This window comes from Pseudomonas fluorescens NCIMB 11764, from assembly GCF_000293885.2.
Classification (GTDB): domain Bacteria; phylum Pseudomonadota; class Gammaproteobacteria; order Pseudomonadales; family Pseudomonadaceae; genus Aquipseudomonas; species Aquipseudomonas fluorescens_B.
The window spans coordinates 2,404,778-2,422,828 of record NZ_CP010945.1 but is presented as its reverse complement, the minus strand read 5'-3'; the positions used below and the strand labels follow the sequence as shown (position 1 = coordinate 2,422,828).

Sequence of the window (18,051 nt, the reverse complement as noted above, 5' to 3'; positions counted from 1 at the left end):
GACCAGTAGCAACAGGACGACAAGCACCGGAGCACAATGCTTGATCCTGCTGTTACATCCTCTGACTGACCTTGGGCCCGTAAGGTTCCCTTAAAACATAATTCACTTACGGCCGGACCAGGACCTTGTCCTGTGCCGCATTGCGCAACGCCGCGATAACGCAGGGTTCCAGGCGTCCTTCGGCAATCATCAGGTCGCGATGCAAACCGTCGACCACATCCGTGAGCAGACGTTTGTCGCTCAACTGAGCCTGATTGAATTCCCGTTCGACCACGATGGCGCCGGTCGAGCTCTTCAGTGTCACCAGGTATTCGCCGTGGGTGCCTGATGGGGTCAACGTTACCTGATACGGGCTCAGCGCCTCACCGAGCAATAGACTGATACTTTCCATCTCGATCACCACTCAATAGTCCGAAAACGAAGTGCCTGGGGCAGGTCTACAGTAAATGACCACCGGCCCGAGAAGAAAGTTCTGGATTCCAGATGCAGACGCGTCGGCGTCTCTGGTTGATGGAGCATGCATGGGGGAGATGACAGGTTTGTGTATGTGGGCAGTGAGAATTGGGATTGGGTGTATTTCCGTTTCTTCGGTAACGGCGGCTATGAGTTCCGCCGCTACCGAAGCAATGGATATGTAAAAGGCCTGGTTAAAGCGGCTTTCCACGATTGCCATGCTGACTGACAAACGCCTGAACAGCCTTCAAGTCATTCGGCAACACGGTGCACCGCTCATCCCGCTCAAACAGATCAGCCAGGTGAACAGGCAACTCCAGCGCTTTACCCACGCCAGCCTTCTCCACCGCATTCGGGAATTTGACCGGGTGAGCAGTGCCAAGAATCACCATCGGAATATCCAGGCTGCGACGGCATTCACGCGCAGCCTTCACGCCGATAGCCGTGTGCGGATCCAGCAATTCACCCGTCTGCTCGTAAACCTCGGCGATGGTTTCGCACGTTTGCGCATCATCCACAGCGAGCGAATCAAACAGTTTGCGCGCTTCGGTCCAACGCTCTTGTTCAACGCTGAAACCACCGCCCTGTTTGAACGAATCCATCAACCCGGCGATCGCCGCGCCGTTACGACCGTGCAGGTCAAACAGCAAACGCTCGAAGTTCGACGACACCATGATGTCCATCGACGGCGACAGTGTGGCGTGCAGGGTTTCCTTGACGTACTGGTTGCCGCTCATGAAGCGGTGCAGGATGTCGTTGCGGTTGGTGGCGACGATCAACTGGTTGATAGGCAGGCCCATGTTGCGCGCCAGGTAACCGGCGAAGATGTCGCCGAAGTTGCCGGTCGGCACCGAGAACGACACCGAGCGCGCCGGGCCACCCAGCTGCAGGGCTGCGTGGAAGTAGTAAACGATCTGGGCCATGATCCGCGCCCAGTTGATCGAGTTCACCGCCACCAGGCGGGTGCCTTTGAGGAAGCTCTGGTCGGCGAAGCTCGCCTTGACCATTTCCTGGCAGTCATCGAAGTTGCCTTCGATGGCGATGTTGTGGATGTTCTCGCCGAAGATGGTGGTCATCTGGCGACGCTGCACTTCGGACACGCGGTTGTGCGGGTGCAGGATGAAGATGTCGACGTTTTCGCAGTGCTTGCAGCCTTCGATGGCGGCCGAACCGGTGTCGCCGGACGTCGCGCCAACGATCACCACGCGCTCACCGCGTTTTTCCAGCACGTAGTCGAGCAGACGACCGAGCAGTTGCAGAGCGAAGTCCTTGAACGCCAGGGTCGGGCCGTGGAACAGCTCCAGCACCCATTCGTTGCCGTTCAACTGACGCAGCGGTGCGACGGCGCTGTGCGAGAACACGCCGTAGGTTTCTTCGAGAATCTTTTTGAAATCGGCATCAGGAATGCTGCCGGTGACAAACGGGCGCATTACCCGGAAGGCCAGCTCGTGATACGGCAGGCCGGCCCAGGAAGCGATTTCTTCCTGGGTGAAACGTGGCAGGTTTTCCGGGACGTACAGACCGCCGTCGGTGGCGAGACCGGCCAGCAGGACGTCTTCGAAATTCAGGGCCGGTGCCTGGCCGCGGGTACTGATATAACGCATGACTGGCTCCAATAGACAGTGTTCGCAAACCCGGGCCTGCACGCAGGCCCGGTGAACGATAACGGCTTAGTTCAGGTGCTCGACGCGGATCCGTACAACCGGACCGACTACGCCTGTCAGGGCTTCGAGGGCGGCGATCGCGTCGTTCATGTGCTGTTCCAGCACACGGTGAGTCAGCAGGATCATCGGCACCAGACCGTCATGCTCTTCGACTTCTTTCTGCATGATCGATTCGATGTTGATGCCGCGCTCCGACAGGATGCTCGCGACCTGAGCCAGCACGCCCGGATGGTCCTTGGCCTGAATGCGCAGGTAATAAGCGCTTTCGCAGGCTTCGATCGGCAGGATCGGATGCGCCGACAGCGAATCCGGCTGGAACGCCAGATGCGGCACGCGGTTTTCCGGGTCGGAGGTCATGGCGCGAACCACGTCCACCAGGTCGGCGATCACCGACGATGCGGTCGGCTCCATGCCGGCGCCGGCGCCGTAGAACAGGGTCGAACCGGCAGCGTCACCGTTGACCATTACCGCGTTCATCACGCCGTTGACGTTGGCGATCAGGCGATCGGCCGGGATCAGCGTCGGGTGCACGCGCAGTTCGATACCGGCCGCGGTGCTGCGCGCCACGCCCAGGTGCTTGATGCGGTAGCCCAGCGCTTCGGCGTAATTCACGTCAGCCGTGGTCAGCTTGGTGATGCCTTCGGTGTAAGCCTTGTCGAATTGCAGCGGGATGCCGAACGCGATGGAGGCCAGGATCGTCAGCTTGTGGGCCGCGTCGATGCCTTCAACGTCGAAGGTCGGATCGGCTTCGGCGTACCCCAGGGCTTGCGCCTCGGCGAGTACGTCTTCGAAGGTGCGACCCTTCTCGCGCATCTCGGTGAGGATGAAGTTGCCGGTGCCGTTGATGATGCCGGCGACCCAGTTGATACGGTTGGCGGACAGGCCTTCACGGATCGCCTTGATCACCGGAATGCCGCCGGCTACAGCCGCTTCGAATGCCACGATCACGCCTTTCTCGCGAGCCTTGGCGAAAATCTCATTACCGTGAACGGCAATCAGTGCCTTGTTCGCGGTGACCACATGCTTGCCATTCTCGATGGCCTTGAGTACCAGCTCGCGGGCAACGGTATAGCCGCCCATCAGCTCTATAACGATGTCGATCTCAGGGTTCGTGGCCACTTCGAAGACATCGTTGGTAATCGCAATACCGGTCGTTTGGAACTGAGGCTTTGGCGTGCGCATGGCAATTTGTGCCACTTCGATTCCACGCCCGGCACGACGAGCAATTTCCTCGGCGTTGCGCTGAAGTACGTTGAAGGTACCGCCACCGACGGTCCCTAACCCACAGATGCCTACTTTGACCGGTTTCACTGTGAACTCCCCATGAAACGGCCGACTCAAGGCCGGCCGTGAAAACAGCCGCATGCTCGCGGCTCTCTATTAATGACCCGGCAAATGTTGCCGCCGGACCATGATCGTCAAAGGCTGGCCGTGACGATGCGAATTTACTTCGCGCCCAGCGCCAGTTTGGCGACTTGTGGCGCAGGCTGGTAGCCCGGAATGACCTGACCGTCGGCCAAAACGATGGCCGGTGTACCGTTCACGCCGATCGACTGACCGAGGGCGAACTGCTTGGAAACCGGGTTATCGCACTTGGCGGCCTTGATTTCCTTGCCGTCGACCATTTTGTCCATGGCGGCTTTCTTGTCTTTCGAGCACCAGACCGCTTGCAGCTGTTCGTCACCCGGCGAGCCCAGGCCCTGGCGCGGGAACGCGACGTAACGCACTTCGATGCCGCGCTTGTTCAGCTCAGGCACTTCGGCGTGCAGTTTGTGGCAGTACGGGCAGGTGGTGTCGGTGAACACGGTGATGTGCGATTTGGTTTCGCCGATGGCCGGGTAGACCACGGTTTCCGCGACCGGAATCGCGTTGACCAGTTTGGAAACGCCCAGGCGTTCGGTTTTTTCGGTCAGGTTGACCGGTTTACCGTCCTTGAGCTGAAACATGTAGCCCTGGACGACATACTGGCCATCGGCGCTGGCATAGAGCACGCGGCTGCCTTGCAGTTTGACTTCATACAGTCCGGGCAGAGGACTGGCGGAAATGCTTTCTACCGGCACTTCGAGCTGGAGGGTTTCCAGGCTTTTACGAATGGCTTTGTCGGCCGCGTCATCGGCGACGGCAAAGGTGCTGACCAACGCAATGGCTGCGGCGGCGAAAATCTGGGTCAGACGCATGAGAACTCCTGAAGGCGGACAAATGGGACGATCAGAACGCCCGTGCCGAAACACCGGGTCATAACCGCCCATCGTGCAAACCGGCAAAGCCTACCACATAAGGCCCGTGGGGCCGAATGCGGGTGACGCAGGACATCTCACGGTGCAATTTGGCAATAAATACTCGCTTGCTCCCGTCGACCGATCCGCGCCCGGGCACAGCAGTCGCTGAACGGACACCCGATGCTTCTGAATGACCGATATATATGGTTTTGGGGCCGCTGCGCGACCCAGCGGGAGCAAACTCCCTCGCCACAGAGGCCACCGCTCATCCATTGGGAAACCACTATCCGCGCGGGTGGTGTTTGGCATGCAGATCCTGCAAACGCGCCCGGGCGACGTGGGTGTAGATCTGAGTGGTCGACAAATCGCTATGGCCGAGGAGCATTTGCACCACCCGCAAATCGGCGCCGTGGTTGAGCAGGTGCGTGGCGAAGGCATGGCGCAGGGTGTGCGGCGACAGTGATTTGCCGATTCCGGCGACCTTGGCTTGGTGCTTGATACGGTGCCAGAAGGTCTGGCGCGTCATCTGCTCGCCGCGCTGGCTGGGAAACAGTACGTCGCTGGGACGTCCACCGAGCAGTTCGCCACGGGCGTCGCGCATATAACGCTCGACCCAGACAATCGCCTCCTCGCCCATCGGCACCAGCCGCTCCTTGCTGCCCTTGCCCATCACTCGCAACACGCCCTGGCGCAGGTTGACCTGCTCCAGCGTCAGGCTGATCAGCTCCGTCACCCGCAGGCCGCAGGCGTAAAGCACTTCCAGCATGGCGCGGTCTCGCTGGCCGATCGCTTCGCTCAAGTCCGGAGCCTTCAACAGCGCTTCCACGTCTGCTTCCGACAGAGACTTTGGCAACGGCCTGCCAAGTTGAGGCATATCGACGCGCAAGGTCGGATCAACCGCGATCAACTTTTCCCGCAGCAGGTAGCGATAAAAGCCACGCACGCCCGAGAGAAATCTCGCGGTGGAGCGGGGTTTATAGTTCTGCTCCAGACGCCAGGCCAAGTGATCGAGGATCAATTCGCGGCCAGCGTTGATCAACTCCAGCCCCTTCTCCTGCAACCAGCCGTTGAACAGGGCCAGGTCGCTGCGATAGGCATCCCGGGTGTTATCGGAGAGACCTTTCTCCAGCCACAGCGCGTCGAGAAACTGGTCTATCAAAGGATGATCGATGGCGGGCATAAAGACTCAGGCAAGACCGACAGTACGGCCATGGAAGATAAATCGCAGGCAACAAAAAAGCAGCCCGTAGGCTGCTTTTTTCTGCATCGGAAGCTGGACTTAAGCCAGTTTTTCCTTGATGCGAGCTGCTTTACCGGACAGGTCACGCAGGTAGTACAGCTTGGCTTTACGTACGTCACCGCGACGTTTAACGGCCATGCTGTCGATTTGCGGGCTGTAGGTCTGGAAAGTACGCTCTACGCCAACACCGTTGGAGATTTTACGAACGGTGAAAGCACTGTTTACGCCGCGGTTACGCTTGGCGATAACAACACCTTCGAACGCTTGCAGACGCGAACGGTCGCCTTCCTTCACTTTCACCTGAACGACAATGGTGTCGCCCGGGGCAAAGGTAGGGATTTCTTTGGTCATCTGCTCTGCTTCGAGTGCAAGGATGATTTTGTTAGTCATGCTGTGCTCCTAAGGTAAATCGTCGGATCTACCATCGATACGTTGTTAACTATCGTCCCGCTCGCGGATGTATTCCTCGAGCAGCTTCTTCTCTTCTCCAGAAAGCGAGCGGCTTTCCAGAAGATCGGCGCGTCGTTCAAAGGTCCTACCAAGGGACTGCTGTAAACGCCAACGCCGGATGTGCGCGTGATTGCCACTTAGCAATACGTCGGGAACACGCTGATCCGCATACACCTCCGGTCGGGTGTAGTGCGGGCAATCCAGCAAACCATCCGTAAAGGAATCTTCCTCGGCGGAGTCCGCATGCCCTAAAGCTCCAGGCAGCAGTCGTGTAACCGCATCGATCAGGACCATCGCCGGCAGCTCGCCGCCAGACAGTACATAGTCGCCAATCGACCACTCTTCATCGACATGAGCATCAATAAAACGCTCGTCAATGCCTTCATAGCGGCCGGCAATCAGGATCAATGCATCCAGATTCGCCAACTCGCGTACCGCCGACTGAGTCAGTTGACGGCCTTGGGGGGACAGGTAAATCACCTTCGCCGCCTCCCCGGCTGCTGCCTTGGCCTGAACCAGAGCATCTTCCAGGGGCTTGATCTTCATCACCATGCCCGGACCACCGCCAAATGGGCGATCATCCACAGTGTGATGTCGATCCGTCGTGTAGTCTCGCGGATTCCAACAGGTGAGCTGCAAGAGCCCCTGTTTCACCGCCCGACTGGTGATGCCGTACTCGCTGATGGCGGAGAACATCTCGGGAAACAAACTGATCACTTCTACGCGCAAATTAGCCACGTTTAGAAGTCCGCGTCCCAATCCACCTTCATCTCGCCTGCTGCCAGGTCGATGGCCAACACGCATTGCTCCGTATAGGGCAACAGGCGTTCGCGATCATCCAGGCTGCCAGCGCAAGGCTTGACCACCATGACATCGTTCGAGCCGGTCTCCAGCAGGTGATCGATCTTCCCGAACAGTTGCCCGAGGGTGTCGATGACCTTGAGACCTTCCAGCTGGTACCAGTAGTACTCGCCGTCGGTCAGTTCAGGGAACAGGTTGCGCGGCACGCAGATCTCATAACCGGCCAGAAGACGAGCTTCTTCACGATCATCGAGGTCCTTGAGCTTTGCGACCAGGAACTTGTCATTCCCGCGTCCGCTGACCAGCTCGACCTGCTTTACATTGCCGTCACGCTTGAGCGTCCAGGTTTTGTAGTCCAGCAGGTTCTTGATTGGATCAGTAAAGGAATACACCTTCACTTCGCCGCGAACGCCATGAACAGAATAAATTTTGCCGATAACGATCAAATCATCAGCAACAGCTGGCGTCGCGTTCATATTGCTCAGGCCGCAGCCTTAGCAGATTCCTTCAACAACTGAGCAACGCGCTCAGAAGGTTGTGCACCAACGCTCAGCCAGTAGGCTACGCGCTCTTGGTTCACGGACAGACGAACTTCTTGACCACGAGCAACAGGGTTGAAGAAACCAACCTGTTCCTTGTGCGAACCGTCGCGCGGGTTGCGGCTGTCGGTTACGGTCAAGTGGTAAAACGGGCGCTTTTTGGAGCCGCCAAGGGCAAGACGGATTGTTAGCATGTGAACATCGTTCCTGTAGTCGGTGCTGCAAATCTAAAGGCACAGCGGGCATAGGTGCCCGAAAGGCCGCATATTCTAAGGAATATCCGGACTTTTGCAAATGACTTTTTCCGGCGGTCTATCGGCCGCCATCCAGATTTGCTATAGAGCCGTCGTTGAAAACGGCCAGTCAGCTCCCGCCAAGTGCGGGTTTGCTGGAGATCCCGCATCCCTGCGGGTCTGCGCCGACATGACTGCCGGCGCGGATTCTTTACATTTTCGGCATGCCGCCGCCGGGCAACATACCGCCCATGCCGCGCATCATTTTGGCCATTCCGCCTTTTGCGGAGAACTTCTTCATCATCTTCTGCATCTGTTTGTGCTGCTTGATCAAGCGACCGATGTCCTGCACCTGGGTGCCGGAACCCATGGCGATCCGGCGCTTGCGCGAACCGCTGATCAGCTCAGGGTCGCGGCGCTCGGCCGGGGTCATGGAATTGATGATGGCTTCCATCTGCTTGAATTGTTTCTCTGCCGCACCTTGGGCATTGCCCATCTGCGCCAGGTTCACGCCACCGATATTCGGCAGTTTGTCCATGAGGCCACCGAGGCCGCCCATGTTCTTCATCTGTTGCAGCTGATCACGGAAGTCTTCGAGGTCGAAGCCCTTGCCCTTCTTCAGCTTCTTGGCCAGTTTGTCGGCCTTGTCCTTGTCGAGAGTCGCTTCGGCCTGTTCGATCAGGCTGAGCACGTCGCCCATGCCGAGGATGCGCGACGCGATACGCTCAGGGTGGAACGGTTCGAGCGCTTCGCTCTTCTCGCCCATACCGATGAACTTGATCGGCTTGCCGGTGATGGCGCGAACCGACAGCGCGGCACCGCCACGGGCGTCGCCGTCGACCTTGGTCAGGATCACACCGGTCAGCGGCAGTGCATCGCCGAAGGCCTTGGCCGTGTTGGCGGCGTCCTGGCCGGTCATGGCGTCGACCACGAACAGCGTTTCGACCGGGTTGATCGCGGCGTGCAGCGCCTTGATCTCGCCCATCATCTCTTCGTCGATGTGCAGGCGACCGGCGGTATCGACGATGACCACATCAATGAACTTGAGCTTTGCTTCTTTAATGGCCGCTTGCGCGATCTCGACCGGCTTCTGGCTCAGGTCGGACGGGAAGAAGGTAACGCCCACTTCACCGGCGAGCATTTCCAGCTGCTTGATTGCCGCAGGACGGTAAACGTCCGCGGACACGACCATGACCGACTTCTTCTTGCGCTCTTTAAGGAAGCGCGCAAGCTTGCCGGCGGTGGTGGTCTTACCCGCCCCCTGCAAACCGGCCATCAACACGACGGCGGGCGGAACGGCGCTCAGGTTCAGGTCTTCGTTGGCCGCGCCCATCAGGCTTTCGAGTTCGGCCTGGACGATCTTCACGAAGGCCTGGCCCGGCGTCAGGCTGCGCGACACCTCGGTGCCGACGGCGCGTTCCTTGACCGAATTGACGAAGTCCTTCACCACCGGCAAGGCGACGTCGGCTTCGAGCAACGCCATACGCACTTCGCGCAGGGTGTCTTTGATGTTGTCCTCGGTCAGCTTGGCCTTGCCGGTGACATGGCGCAGCGTCTGCGAGAGACGGTCGGTTAAGTTTTCAAACATTGCGCGATCCTTTCAGGCCCTGTGTAGACCGGGATAATGGCGGCCCAGACCGGAATCAACATGTGCTCGGCGAGCCTGCGGCGTGGGCAGGTCGCGGATTATAGCGAAGACTGCGACTGGCGGACACCTCGCACTTTCGTGACGCGTCGGTTCTATGCCAAACTCAGCGCCTTTCGGGCTTGCCTAACAGGATTTATGCTCCCCTTGTCACCCAGTTTACTGACCACTCTCGCCGCCGCCTGCTTATATGCCGCTGCGACCCTCTATCAAGGCACTCGCTTGGCCACCGGCGCCAAGGCGAACAAGCGCCTGCTGGTGACGCTCGGCGTGTTGGCCGTGCTGGCTCACAGCGCCAGCCTGTTCAACCACCTGCTGACGCCCATAGGCCTTGGCCTGGACTTCTTCAGTGCCGCCAGCCTGATCGCCGCCGCGGTCATCGCCCTGACCCTGCTGGCCTGCTCGCGGATCCCGGTGGAAAACCTGCTGACCTTGCTGTTCCCGCTGGGCGCCGCGACCGTGCTGCTGGCGCAGTTTGCCCCGGCCGGTACGGTGCAGATCATCGACGAAGAGCCGGGCATCCTCGCGCACATCCTGTTGTCGATCCTGGCTTACGGCATGTTCACCATCGCGGTGTTCCAGGCCTTGCTATTGCTGGTTCAGGACCATCAACTCAAGCACAAGCATCCGTCCGGACTGATCAAGAACTTCCCGCCGCTGCAAACCATGGAAAGCCTGCTGTTCGGTTTCCTCTGGGCCGGCTGGACGCTGTTGTCGATGTCACTGATCTCTGGCTGGCTGTTTGTCGACAACCTGTTCGCCCAGCATCTGGTGCACAAAACCCTGCTGGCGTGCCTGGCCTGGATTGTCTTCAGCGTGCTGCTCTGGGGTCGAAACCGCCTCGGCTGGCGCGGACACAAGGCCATTCGCTGGACCCTCGCCGGTTTCTGCCTGCTGATGCTGGCGTATTTCGGCAGCAAGCTGGTCCGTGAATACATCCTGCACATCTGACGGGCGGCATTAATGGACGACTTGCCCATAGGGCCGATGCTCGCTGTAGTGGCCCTGTTGATTTTATGGTCGGGGCTGTTCACCGCCATCGAAGCGGCACATCAGCACTTGCTGGCCCAACGCACGGCCTCGCGCGCCAGTGACAAGCCGGTGGCGAGGCTGAGTTTTCCGCTCAACAGCCTGATTTTCTGTAACACCCTGTGCCGCGCGCTAGTGGTGGTCATCAGCACCTTGCTGGCGATTTTCACCTGGGCCGAAAATGGTCCATGGGCGGCTTGCGTCGGCGCCGGCGTGATTCTTCTGATATTCGCCGACTACCTGCCGCGCACCCTCGCCAGCCGCTACCCTGACGCGATCCTGTCCCTGGGCAACACGCTGCTCGGCGCACCACTGAAAATCATTTACCCGGCCGCCTGGCTACTCAATGGCACCAGCCAGTTGCTGATGCGACCGTTTGCGCGCAAAGCCAACGTGGTGCAGCAGAGCGAAGACGAAACGCCGAATGATCGTCGCGACGACCTTGAACACCCTGTCTGTCGCCCGCATCCGGTGGCGGGCATCCATGCGCTGGACAACATTACGGTCAACGACATTCTGGTGCCGCGCAGTGATGTCGACGGAATCAACCTCGACGACTCGATCGAAGAGATCATCGAACAGCTGCGGGCCAATCGGCGCACGCGCCTGCCGGTTTTCCACAGCGACATCAATCAGGTCGAGGCGGTGCTCAACACCCGACAGATCCGCCACCTGCTGCCCGATGGCCAACTCACTCGCGAAGCACTGCTGGCCGCGTGTCACGACCCGTATTTCGTACCTGAAAGCACGCCACTGCAGCTGCAACTGCTGAATTTCCACAAGCAACAGCGCCGCCTGGGCATGGTGGTCGACGAGTACGGCGAGGTGCTGGGCATCGTCACCCTGGAAGACATTCTCGAAGAAATCGTCGGCGAATTCGAAAGCCAGCACAGCCTGCACAACCCGCACATTCATCCGCAGGCCGACGGACGCCTGGTGATCGATGGTGCGGCATCGATTCGCGACCTGAACAAAAGCCTCGGCTGGCACTTGCCCAGTGATGGCCCGAAAACCCTTAACGGGCTGGTGACCGAGGCGCTGGAGACGATTCCGGACAGCGCGGTGTGCCTGAAGATCGGGCGTTATCGGCTGGAGATTCTGGAGACCGAGGACAATCGCGTCACTCGGGTTTTGATCTGGCATACCAGCTCAGTGCCGGTTGTTATCTAAGGCCTGACTCAGACCTCCGTGGCGAGGGAGCTGCTCCCGCCGGACTGCAAAGCAGACCCAATCACAACAGCAGAATTATCCTGATAAAACGCATCCAGCCATTTTGCGGCCGCTGCGCGCCCGAGCGGGAGCAAGCTCCCTCGCCACGAAAGCCATCACCCGCCTCTGGCCCTTGTTTGATCGTTAGCCTCCTTCCTATAATCGATCCAGCTTACCCAAGCCCCGCCCCACCCCCGTGCTACCCGCACTCCGCTTCAAACCCACATCCCTGGGTGTTCGACCATAATAATTCGCTCCACTGGGGCACATGACTGTCAGGGATAACCGCATGACGACCAGCACGACTTACACCGAAACCACGCCCGCCCAACCGACCAACTCCGCCACCCGCGTGGCGACCGCGAGTTTCATCGGCACCGCCATCGAGTTCTACGACTTCTACGTGTATGCCACTGCCGCTGCGCTGGTGATCGGGCCGGTGTTCTTTCCGCAGACCTCCGGCACCGCCCAGATGCTCTCGGCGTTTCTCACCTTCGGTATCGCCTTCCTGGCTCGACCGCTGGGCTCCGCGCTGTTCGGCCACTTCGGTGACCGCATCGGGCGCAAATCGACCCTGGTCGCCTCCTTGCTACTGATGGGCGTGTGCACCACGCTGATCGGCGTGCTGCCGGGTTACGACAGCATCGGAGCCTGGGCGCCGATCCTGCTCTGCGTGCTGCGCTTCGGCCAGGGTTTGGGGCTGGGCGGCGAATGGGGCGGCGCGGCATTGCTGGCGACGGAGAATGCGCCCAAGGGCAAGCGCGCCTGGTTCGGCATGTTTCCACAGCTCGGCCCTTCGATCGGCTTTCTCGCCGCCAACGGTTTGTTCCTGACGCTGGCAATGACTTTGGACGATGAACAGTTCCGTTCGTGGGGCTGGCGAATTCCGTTCCTGCTCAGCGCCGCCCTGGTGATGGTCGGCCTGTATGTACGCTTGAAACTCCACGAAACCCCGGTTTTCGCCAATGCCATGGCCCGTCAGGAACGGGTCAAGATCCCCCTGGTCGAGCTGTTCAGCCAGTATTGGGCACCGATGCTGTTGGGCGCGGGCTCGATGGTGGTGTGCTACGCGCTGTTTTACATTTCGACGGTGTTTTCGCTGAGTTATGGCGTGTCGACGCTCGGCTACACCCGTGAAACCTTCCTCGCGCTGCTGTGCTTCGCCGTGCTGTTCATGGCCGCTGCGACGCCGTTGTCGGCATGGGCCAGTGACCGTTACGGGCGCAAACCGGTACTGATCATCGGGGGAGTTCTGGCGATTCTGTCCGGATTCTTGATGGAGCCGCTGCTGACCCAAGGCTCGACCTGGGGCGTGGCGCTGTTCCTGTGCATCGAGTTGTTTCTGATGGGCGTGACGTTCGCGCCGATGGGGGCGCTGCTGCCGGAGCTGTTTCCGACACACGTGCGCTATACCGGCGCGTCAGCGGCCTACAACCTGGGCGGCATTGTCGGAGCCTCGGCAGCGCCGTTCTTTGCGCAGAAGCTGGTGGCGATGGGCGGTTTGAGTTATGTCGGCGGGTATGTGTCGGGGGCGGCGGTGCTGAGTCTGATTGCGGTGCTGTGCCTGAAGGAGACGCGTAATAACGATTTGAATCGGGTTGCCTGAATCGGAAGCATCGCCAGCAGGCTGGCTCCCACAGGGTTATTGTGGTCACAGATTTGTGTAGACCAATTTTCCATGTGGGAGCCAGCCTGCTGGCGATAGTCGCGCCTGGGTTTACAGCTCTACAACAACAGCCTGAGAAGCACGGGTCGCTTTAGCGCGAGCAGCCTCGATCGACTCATCCCGCGCCAGCGCCACACCCATCCGCCGCTGGCCATTCACCTCAGGCTTGCCAAACAGACGCAACGCCGTATCCGGCTCGCTCAACGCAGCACCCAGATTGGCGAAGGCGGTCTGGGTCGATTGCCCTTCCACCAGGATCACTGCCGAAGCCGAAGGCCCGAACTGACGGATCAATGGAATCGGCAGCCCCAGAATCGCCCGCGCGTGCAGCGCGAACTGTGACAGGTCCTGAGAAATCAGGGTCACCAGGCCAGTGTCGTGCGGACGCGGCGAGACTTCGCTGAACCACACCTGATCGCCTTTGATGAACAGCTCGACGCCAAACAGACCACGACCGCCCAAGGCTTCAGTGACCGCTTTGGCCACACGCTCGGATTCCGCCAGGGCAACCGGGCTCATGGCTTGCGGCTGCCAGGATTCCTGGTAATCGCCCTTCTCCTGACGGTGACCGACCGGCGCGCAGAATGTGGTGCCACCGACGTGACGCACGGTCAGCAGGGTGATTTCGTAGTCGAAGTCGATGAAGCCTTCGATGATCACGCGACCTTTACCGGCGCGGCCGCCTTCTTGTGCGTAGTCCCACGCGGTTTTCACATCGTCGGTGCTGCGCAGCAGGCTCTGGCCTTTGCCCGACGAACTCATGACCGGCTTGACCACGCACGGGAAACCCAGATCCTCAACGGCCTTGCTGTAATCCTCGAACGTGTCGGCGAAGTAGTATGGCGACGTCGGCAAGCCCAGCTCTTCAGCCGCCAGGCGACGGATGCCTTCACGGTTCATGGTCAGTTGCGCGGCGCGCGCGGTCGGGATCACGGTGAAGCCTTCGGCTTCCAGTTCGACCAGGGTCGCGGTGGCGATGGCTTCGATTTCCGGCACGATGAAGTGCGGTTTCTCGGCTTCGATCACTGCACGCAGGGCGGCGCCGTCGAGCATGTTGATCACGTGGCTGCGGTGAGCGACTTGCATGGCCGGCGCGTTGGCGTAACGGTCGACGGCAATCACTTCAACGCCCAGGCGTTGCAGCTCGATTACCACTTCCTTGCCCAACTCACCACAGCCACACATCAATACGCGGGTCGCGGTTGGCGACAATGGAGTTCCGATACGGGTCATCTCAGGTCCTCAAAGGAGCGGATCATCGAGGGAGCAGTGCCTGGCACGCTTCCCATGGGGAGAAAGCGCGGCATTTTACATGAACCTGAGGGTTTGGCTTCAGCTGGCGACAGCCTGTTTGCGCAAGCGCCAGGCCATGATCAGCCACACTGCGGTCACGCCGGCGAACTTCGAACCCATGGCGGTGAGGATCACGGCCGGGGTGAAGGCGTCGATCATGCCGAAAAAGATGAAGGTATCGAGGGGAATGCTCAGGGCCGAACTTATCCACAGGCGGTCGTGCAGCGGACGCTTGGTGATGCTGAATACCAGCCAGTCGATGCATTCGGACACGGCGAAGGCCGTGGCACTGGCCAGTGCGATGGAAGGATCGGACGTGACGTACGACAGCACCAGCGCCGCCAGCATGGCCACGATCGCACCATGGCCGAAGCGGGTTTGCACCATGTCGCGCAGCACAAACACCAAACCGCCCCAGGCGGACCAGATGATGTCCAGGTGCGGCGCGGTGGAGAAGGCGTAGTTGATCAGTACGACGCTGCTGATGTAGGCGATCAGGAAGAACATGGGGCGGGGGGATACCTGTCAATTTGGCGCACAGATTACCATCTCGGGTTTACAAATAACCTGTGGTGAGGGCGCTTGCTCCCGCTAGCGCGCGAAGCGGCCCTGAAATCAGCGAATGCGGTGTCAGAGATCGTTTGGGGCTGCTTCGTAGCCCAGCGGGAGCAAGCTCCCTCGCCACAAGGACCTCGTTGACCAAAGAAACCAACAAGGCTCAGGAATCGGATCTGGGAGGCAGCATCCAGAGCAATCCGCTGGACTTGGCCCGTTCATGGCACAACCCTAACACCACCCGGCGCTCTTCGTTGCTCATCCGGCTCCAGCGCGTGATCTCTTCCACGGAGCGCTGACACCCGGTGCAAATGTCATCGTCGTCCAGCGCACAGATATTCACGCAGGGCGATAGGACCGGGCGTTCTGGCGTGCTCATTCTTCCTGCTCGACCAGATCGCGGGCATAACGCTGCGAGTTATGCACATAGTGCGCAGCGCTGGCCTCCAGCATTTTCTTTTGCGGCTCGGTCAGTTCGCGCACGACCTTGCCAGGCGAGCCCATGACCAGCGAACCGTCCGGGATTTCCTTGCCCTCACCGATCAGAGAGTTGGCGCCGATGATGCAGTTCTTGCCGATCTTCGCACCGTTGAGAATCACCGCATTGATGCCGATCAGACTGTAATCACCCACGGTGCAGCCGTGAAGCATGGCGTTGTGGCCGATGGTCACGCCGGTGCCGATGGTCAGCGGGTAGCCCATGTCCGTGTGCATCACGGTGCCGTCCTGGACGTTGCTGTTCTTGCCGATCAGGATCAGTTCATTGTCGCCACGCAACACGGCGTTAAACCAGACGTTGGCGCCCTCTTCCAGTTTGACCTTGCCCACCAGCACGGCATTGGGGGCGACCCAGCTCTGTGGGTGGGTCTCGACGCGGGCGTCGCCCAGGCGGTATTTCATCTTGTTGTCCTCAAGGCTCAGGCAGCCGCGTCTCACGCCATACGATGGCTTCAGGTGTTGATAAAATTCTTGGGCGGCTGGTGCAGGCTGATTTTGGCGTCATAGAGCAGGTTGATCAACTCGACGATCATGATCGCCGTCAGGCCCCAGATCTTGTACTCGCCATAACGATAACTCGGCACGTACCAGCTGCGGCCCTGGTAATCGATGCGGTGGGTATGTTCACGAGGGTCCTTGCGGAAGAACTCCAAGGGAACACTGAACACCGCAGCGATCTCGGCGTCGTTGGCCAGGTACTCGACGAAATCCGGAATCACGCCGACATAAGGGGTGACCTTGATGCCGTGCAGGGAGATCAGCGGGCTCAACGGGCCGATCACTTCGACCAGCCCCGGCGGCAAGCCGATTTCTTCTTCGGCTTCGCGCAGTGCGGTGAAAATCAGGTCAGGGTCTTCGGGGTCCCGTCGTCCGCCAGGGAAGGCGACTTCACCGCCATGGGTCGAGAGCCCGCTGGCGCGCAGGGTCAGAACCAGTTCCGGTTCATCACTGCGAGTAATGGGCACCAGTACCGCAGCCTCAGGGAAACGCTTGTCGGTTTCCAGTGTGCGGGGGGTGTGGTTGCTTACTCGATGCAGTATCTCGTCCAGCATGAGTCTTCTCGATTTATTCTCTACCTCGCATCATGCACCAATCACATCGACCGCCCAACCCCCGAACTGCCGCGTGTCGCGAAACGACAACTTGCCGACAGACACCGCCGCACGCCAAGATAGGCGCAGCATTCAGGAACCCAAGCATGAAATTTTGCAGTCAGTGCGGCAACCCGGTGGCCCAACGCATTCCGGAAGGCGATTCGCGTCTGCGTTTTGTCTGTGACAGTTGTCACACCATTCACTACCAGAACCCCAATATCGTCGCCGGCTGCGTGGCGACCTGGGGCTCGAAAGTGTTGCTGTGCCGACGCGCCATCGAGCCACGGCTCGGTTACTGGACCCTGCCCGCCGGTTTCATGGAGAACGGCGAAACCATCGAGCAGGCGGCCATTCGCGAAACGGCTGAAGAAGCCTGTGCGCGGGTGCGCAACCTGAGCATCTATACGCTCATCGACGTGCCGCACATCAGTCAGGTGCATGTGTTCTTCCGCGCCGAACTGGTCGACCTGGATTTTTCCGCCGGCCCCGAGAGCCTGGAAGTGGGACTTTTCGACGAAGCTGACATCCCGTGGTCCGACCTGGCTTTCCGCACGGTGGGCCGTACCTTAGAATGCTTCTTCGCTGACCGGCGGACCGAGGTCTACCCCGTACGGTCCGAGTCGATCCCGCCGCTTGCTCAGCCTGCCATTACTTGATTTCAATTCGGAACTTCTGCAGGTCGCCAAAAGATCGCAGCCTGCGGCAGCTCCTGCAAAGACATCTATAACTAATATAGTCGCGACACTCTTAGGGATATCGTTTCAATGCGCTGGTTGCTTGCCCTGTTTTGCCTGTCGTTCGCTGTCGTGTCCCAGGCGTCCACCGTGGTCACCCTGGATGGCAAATCCATCGAAAAAGTACTGGTGCTCAAATCCGCCCATCAATTGCAATTGATCGCCGACGGCAAACCGCTGCGCACCTACCGCATTTCCCTGGGCAAACAGCCCAAGGGTGCCAAGCTGATGGAAGGCGACAAGCGCACGCCCGAGGGGTTTTACTGGGTGGACTGGCGCAAGGTCAGTGACCGATTCAACCTGGCGATGCACATTTCTTATCCGAACGTCAGCGACTCTGCCCGCGCCCGGCGCGAAGGCGTCGAGCCTGGTGGCATGATCATGATCCACGGCACGCCCGACACCTACGACTACCCGGAAAACCTGTTCCACACGCTGGACTGGACCGACGGCTGCATCGCCATGCGCAACATGGACATGCGTGAAGTCTGGGGGTTGGTGCCTGACGGCACGATGATCGAAATCCGCCCGTAACCCCCTGTGGCGAGGGAGCTTGCTCCCGCTGGGTCGCAAAGCGGCCCTAAAACCAGAAAATGCGGTGTCAGACAGAATTTGGGGCCGCTTCGCAGCCCAGCGGGAGCAAGCTCCCTCGCCACAGTGGATCGCATCGCTGGCGGCTTCGTGTTCTGACCGCTACCTTCGGTCGCCTTCGAAAAATAAATTCAAAAG

The 18,051-nt window shown here is 59.7% G+C and carries 20 protein-coding genes; 5 read left to right on the top strand and 15 right to left on the bottom strand.

Features of this window, described 5'->3' with window-relative positions; translation table 11 throughout:
• Positions 1-106 precede the first annotated feature (106 nt).
• The 10 genes from B723_RS10990 to ffh all read right to left on the bottom strand — a co-directional run bounded on the left by B723_RS10990 (position 107) and on the right by ffh (position 9,187).
• A complete protein-coding gene (locus B723_RS10990) occupies positions 107-391 on the bottom strand; it encodes a DUF3509 domain-containing protein (RefSeq protein ID WP_017340262.1) in 285 nt (94 codons plus the stop codon).
• A gap of 256 nt (positions 392-647) precedes the next feature.
• The gene (gene thrC / locus B723_RS10985) at positions 648-2,057 is read right to left on the bottom strand and encodes a threonine synthase (RefSeq protein ID WP_017340263.1); all 1,410 of its coding nucleotides are present in this window, start codon (positions 2,055-2,057) and stop codon (positions 648-650) included.
• Between the two features lie 66 nt (positions 2,058-2,123).
• On the bottom strand, positions 2,124-3,428 hold the full coding sequence (locus B723_RS10980; RefSeq protein ID WP_027924910.1) for a homoserine dehydrogenase: 1,305 nt from the start codon (positions 3,426-3,428) through the stop codon (positions 2,124-2,126).
• Positions 3,429-3,562: 134 nt separating this feature from the next.
• Positions 3,563-4,294, bottom strand: a complete 732-nt coding sequence (dsbC, locus tag B723_RS10975) for a bifunctional protein-disulfide isomerase/oxidoreductase DsbC (RefSeq protein WP_017340265.1) — start codon at positions 4,292-4,294, stop codon at positions 3,563-3,565.
• A gap of 325 nt (positions 4,295-4,619) precedes the next feature.
• On the bottom strand, positions 4,620-5,516 hold the full coding sequence (xerD, locus tag B723_RS10970) for a site-specific tyrosine recombinase XerD (protein WP_008025604.1): 897 nt from the start codon (positions 5,514-5,516) through the stop codon (positions 4,620-4,622).
• 99 nt (positions 5,517-5,615) lie between these two features.
• The gene (gene rplS / locus B723_RS10965; RefSeq protein ID WP_003175895.1) at positions 5,616-5,966 is read right to left on the bottom strand and encodes a 50S ribosomal protein L19; all 351 of its coding nucleotides are present in this window, start codon (positions 5,964-5,966) and stop codon (positions 5,616-5,618) included.
• A 45-nt stretch (positions 5,967-6,011) separates the two neighbouring features.
• On the bottom strand, positions 6,012-6,764 hold the full coding sequence (gene trmD, locus B723_RS10960) for a tRNA (guanosine(37)-N1)-methyltransferase TrmD (RefSeq protein WP_007897583.1): 753 nt from the start codon (positions 6,762-6,764) through the stop codon (positions 6,012-6,014).
• A 2-nt stretch (positions 6,765-6,766) separates the two neighbouring features.
• Positions 6,767-7,303 carry a ribosome maturation factor RimM gene (gene rimM, locus B723_RS10955; protein ID WP_017340266.1) on the bottom strand — a complete coding sequence of 179 codons (537 nt, stop codon included), beginning with the start codon at positions 7,301-7,303 and terminating at the stop codon, positions 6,767-6,769.
• 5 nt (positions 7,304-7,308) lie between these two features.
• Positions 7,309-7,560 carry a 30S ribosomal protein S16 gene (gene rpsP / locus B723_RS10950; protein WP_003198088.1) on the bottom strand — a complete coding sequence of 84 codons (252 nt, stop codon included), beginning with the start codon at positions 7,558-7,560 and terminating at the stop codon, positions 7,309-7,311.
• Positions 7,561-7,810: 250 nt separating this feature from the next.
• Complete coding sequence (gene ffh / locus B723_RS10945) at positions 7,811-9,187, bottom strand: signal recognition particle protein (RefSeq protein ID WP_017340267.1); 1,377 nt, start codon at positions 9,185-9,187, stop codon at positions 7,811-7,813.
• A gap of 195 nt (positions 9,188-9,382) precedes the next feature.
• Between ffh and B723_RS10940 the strand changes: the two genes are divergently transcribed.
• The 3 genes from B723_RS10940 to B723_RS10930 all read left to right on the top strand — a co-directional run bounded on the left by B723_RS10940 (position 9,383) and on the right by B723_RS10930 (position 13,088).
• Complete coding sequence (locus tag B723_RS10940) at positions 9,383-10,195, top strand: cytochrome C assembly family protein (RefSeq protein WP_017340268.1); 813 nt, start codon at positions 9,383-9,385, stop codon at positions 10,193-10,195.
• A 12-nt stretch (positions 10,196-10,207) separates the two neighbouring features.
• Complete coding sequence (locus tag B723_RS10935; protein ID WP_017340269.1) at positions 10,208-11,443, top strand: transporter associated domain-containing protein; 1,236 nt, start codon at positions 10,208-10,210, stop codon at positions 11,441-11,443.
• Positions 11,444-11,771: 328 nt separating this feature from the next.
• Positions 11,772-13,088, top strand: a complete 1,317-nt coding sequence (locus B723_RS10930) for an MFS transporter (RefSeq protein WP_017340270.1) — start codon at positions 11,772-11,774, stop codon at positions 13,086-13,088.
• A 111-nt stretch (positions 13,089-13,199) separates the two neighbouring features.
• Here B723_RS10930 and purT read toward each other — a convergent pair whose 3' ends face one another.
• From purT to B723_RS10910, 5 genes are all read right to left on the bottom strand, one after another.
• Positions 13,200-14,381 carry a formate-dependent phosphoribosylglycinamide formyltransferase gene (gene purT / locus B723_RS10925; RefSeq protein WP_017340271.1) on the bottom strand — a complete coding sequence of 394 codons (1,182 nt, stop codon included), beginning with the start codon at positions 14,379-14,381 and terminating at the stop codon, positions 13,200-13,202.
• Positions 14,382-14,480: 99 nt separating this feature from the next.
• Positions 14,481-14,948, bottom strand: a complete 468-nt coding sequence (locus B723_RS10920; protein WP_017340272.1) for a preQ0 transporter — start codon at positions 14,946-14,948, stop codon at positions 14,481-14,483.
• Between the two features lie 211 nt (positions 14,949-15,159).
• Positions 15,160-15,375: a DUF1289 domain-containing protein gene (locus B723_RS32130; protein WP_017340273.1), complete on the bottom strand. Its 216-nt coding sequence runs from the start codon at positions 15,373-15,375 to the stop codon at positions 15,160-15,162.
• Complete coding sequence (locus tag B723_RS10915) at positions 15,372-15,896, bottom strand: gamma carbonic anhydrase family protein (protein WP_007954617.1); 525 nt, start codon at positions 15,894-15,896, stop codon at positions 15,372-15,374. Before B723_RS10915 ends, B723_RS32130 begins: the two co-directional genes overlap by 4 nt.
• A 50-nt stretch (positions 15,897-15,946) precedes the next feature.
• Complete coding sequence (locus B723_RS10910) at positions 15,947-16,546, bottom strand: CoA pyrophosphatase (RefSeq protein WP_017340274.1); 600 nt, start codon at positions 16,544-16,546, stop codon at positions 15,947-15,949.
• A gap of 146 nt (positions 16,547-16,692) precedes the next feature.
• On the opposite strand from B723_RS10910, the gene B723_RS10905 reads away from it, so the two are divergent.
• Together B723_RS10905 and B723_RS10900 are read left to right on the top strand one after the other, a co-directional pair.
• Positions 16,693-17,244, top strand: a complete 552-nt coding sequence (locus tag B723_RS10905) for an NUDIX hydrolase (protein ID WP_017340275.1) — start codon at positions 16,693-16,695, stop codon at positions 17,242-17,244.
• Positions 17,245-17,352: 108 nt separating this feature from the next.
• Positions 17,353-17,856, top strand: a complete 504-nt coding sequence (locus B723_RS10900; RefSeq protein ID WP_017340276.1) for a L,D-transpeptidase family protein — start codon at positions 17,353-17,355, stop codon at positions 17,854-17,856.
• Positions 17,857-18,051 lie beyond the last annotated feature (195 nt).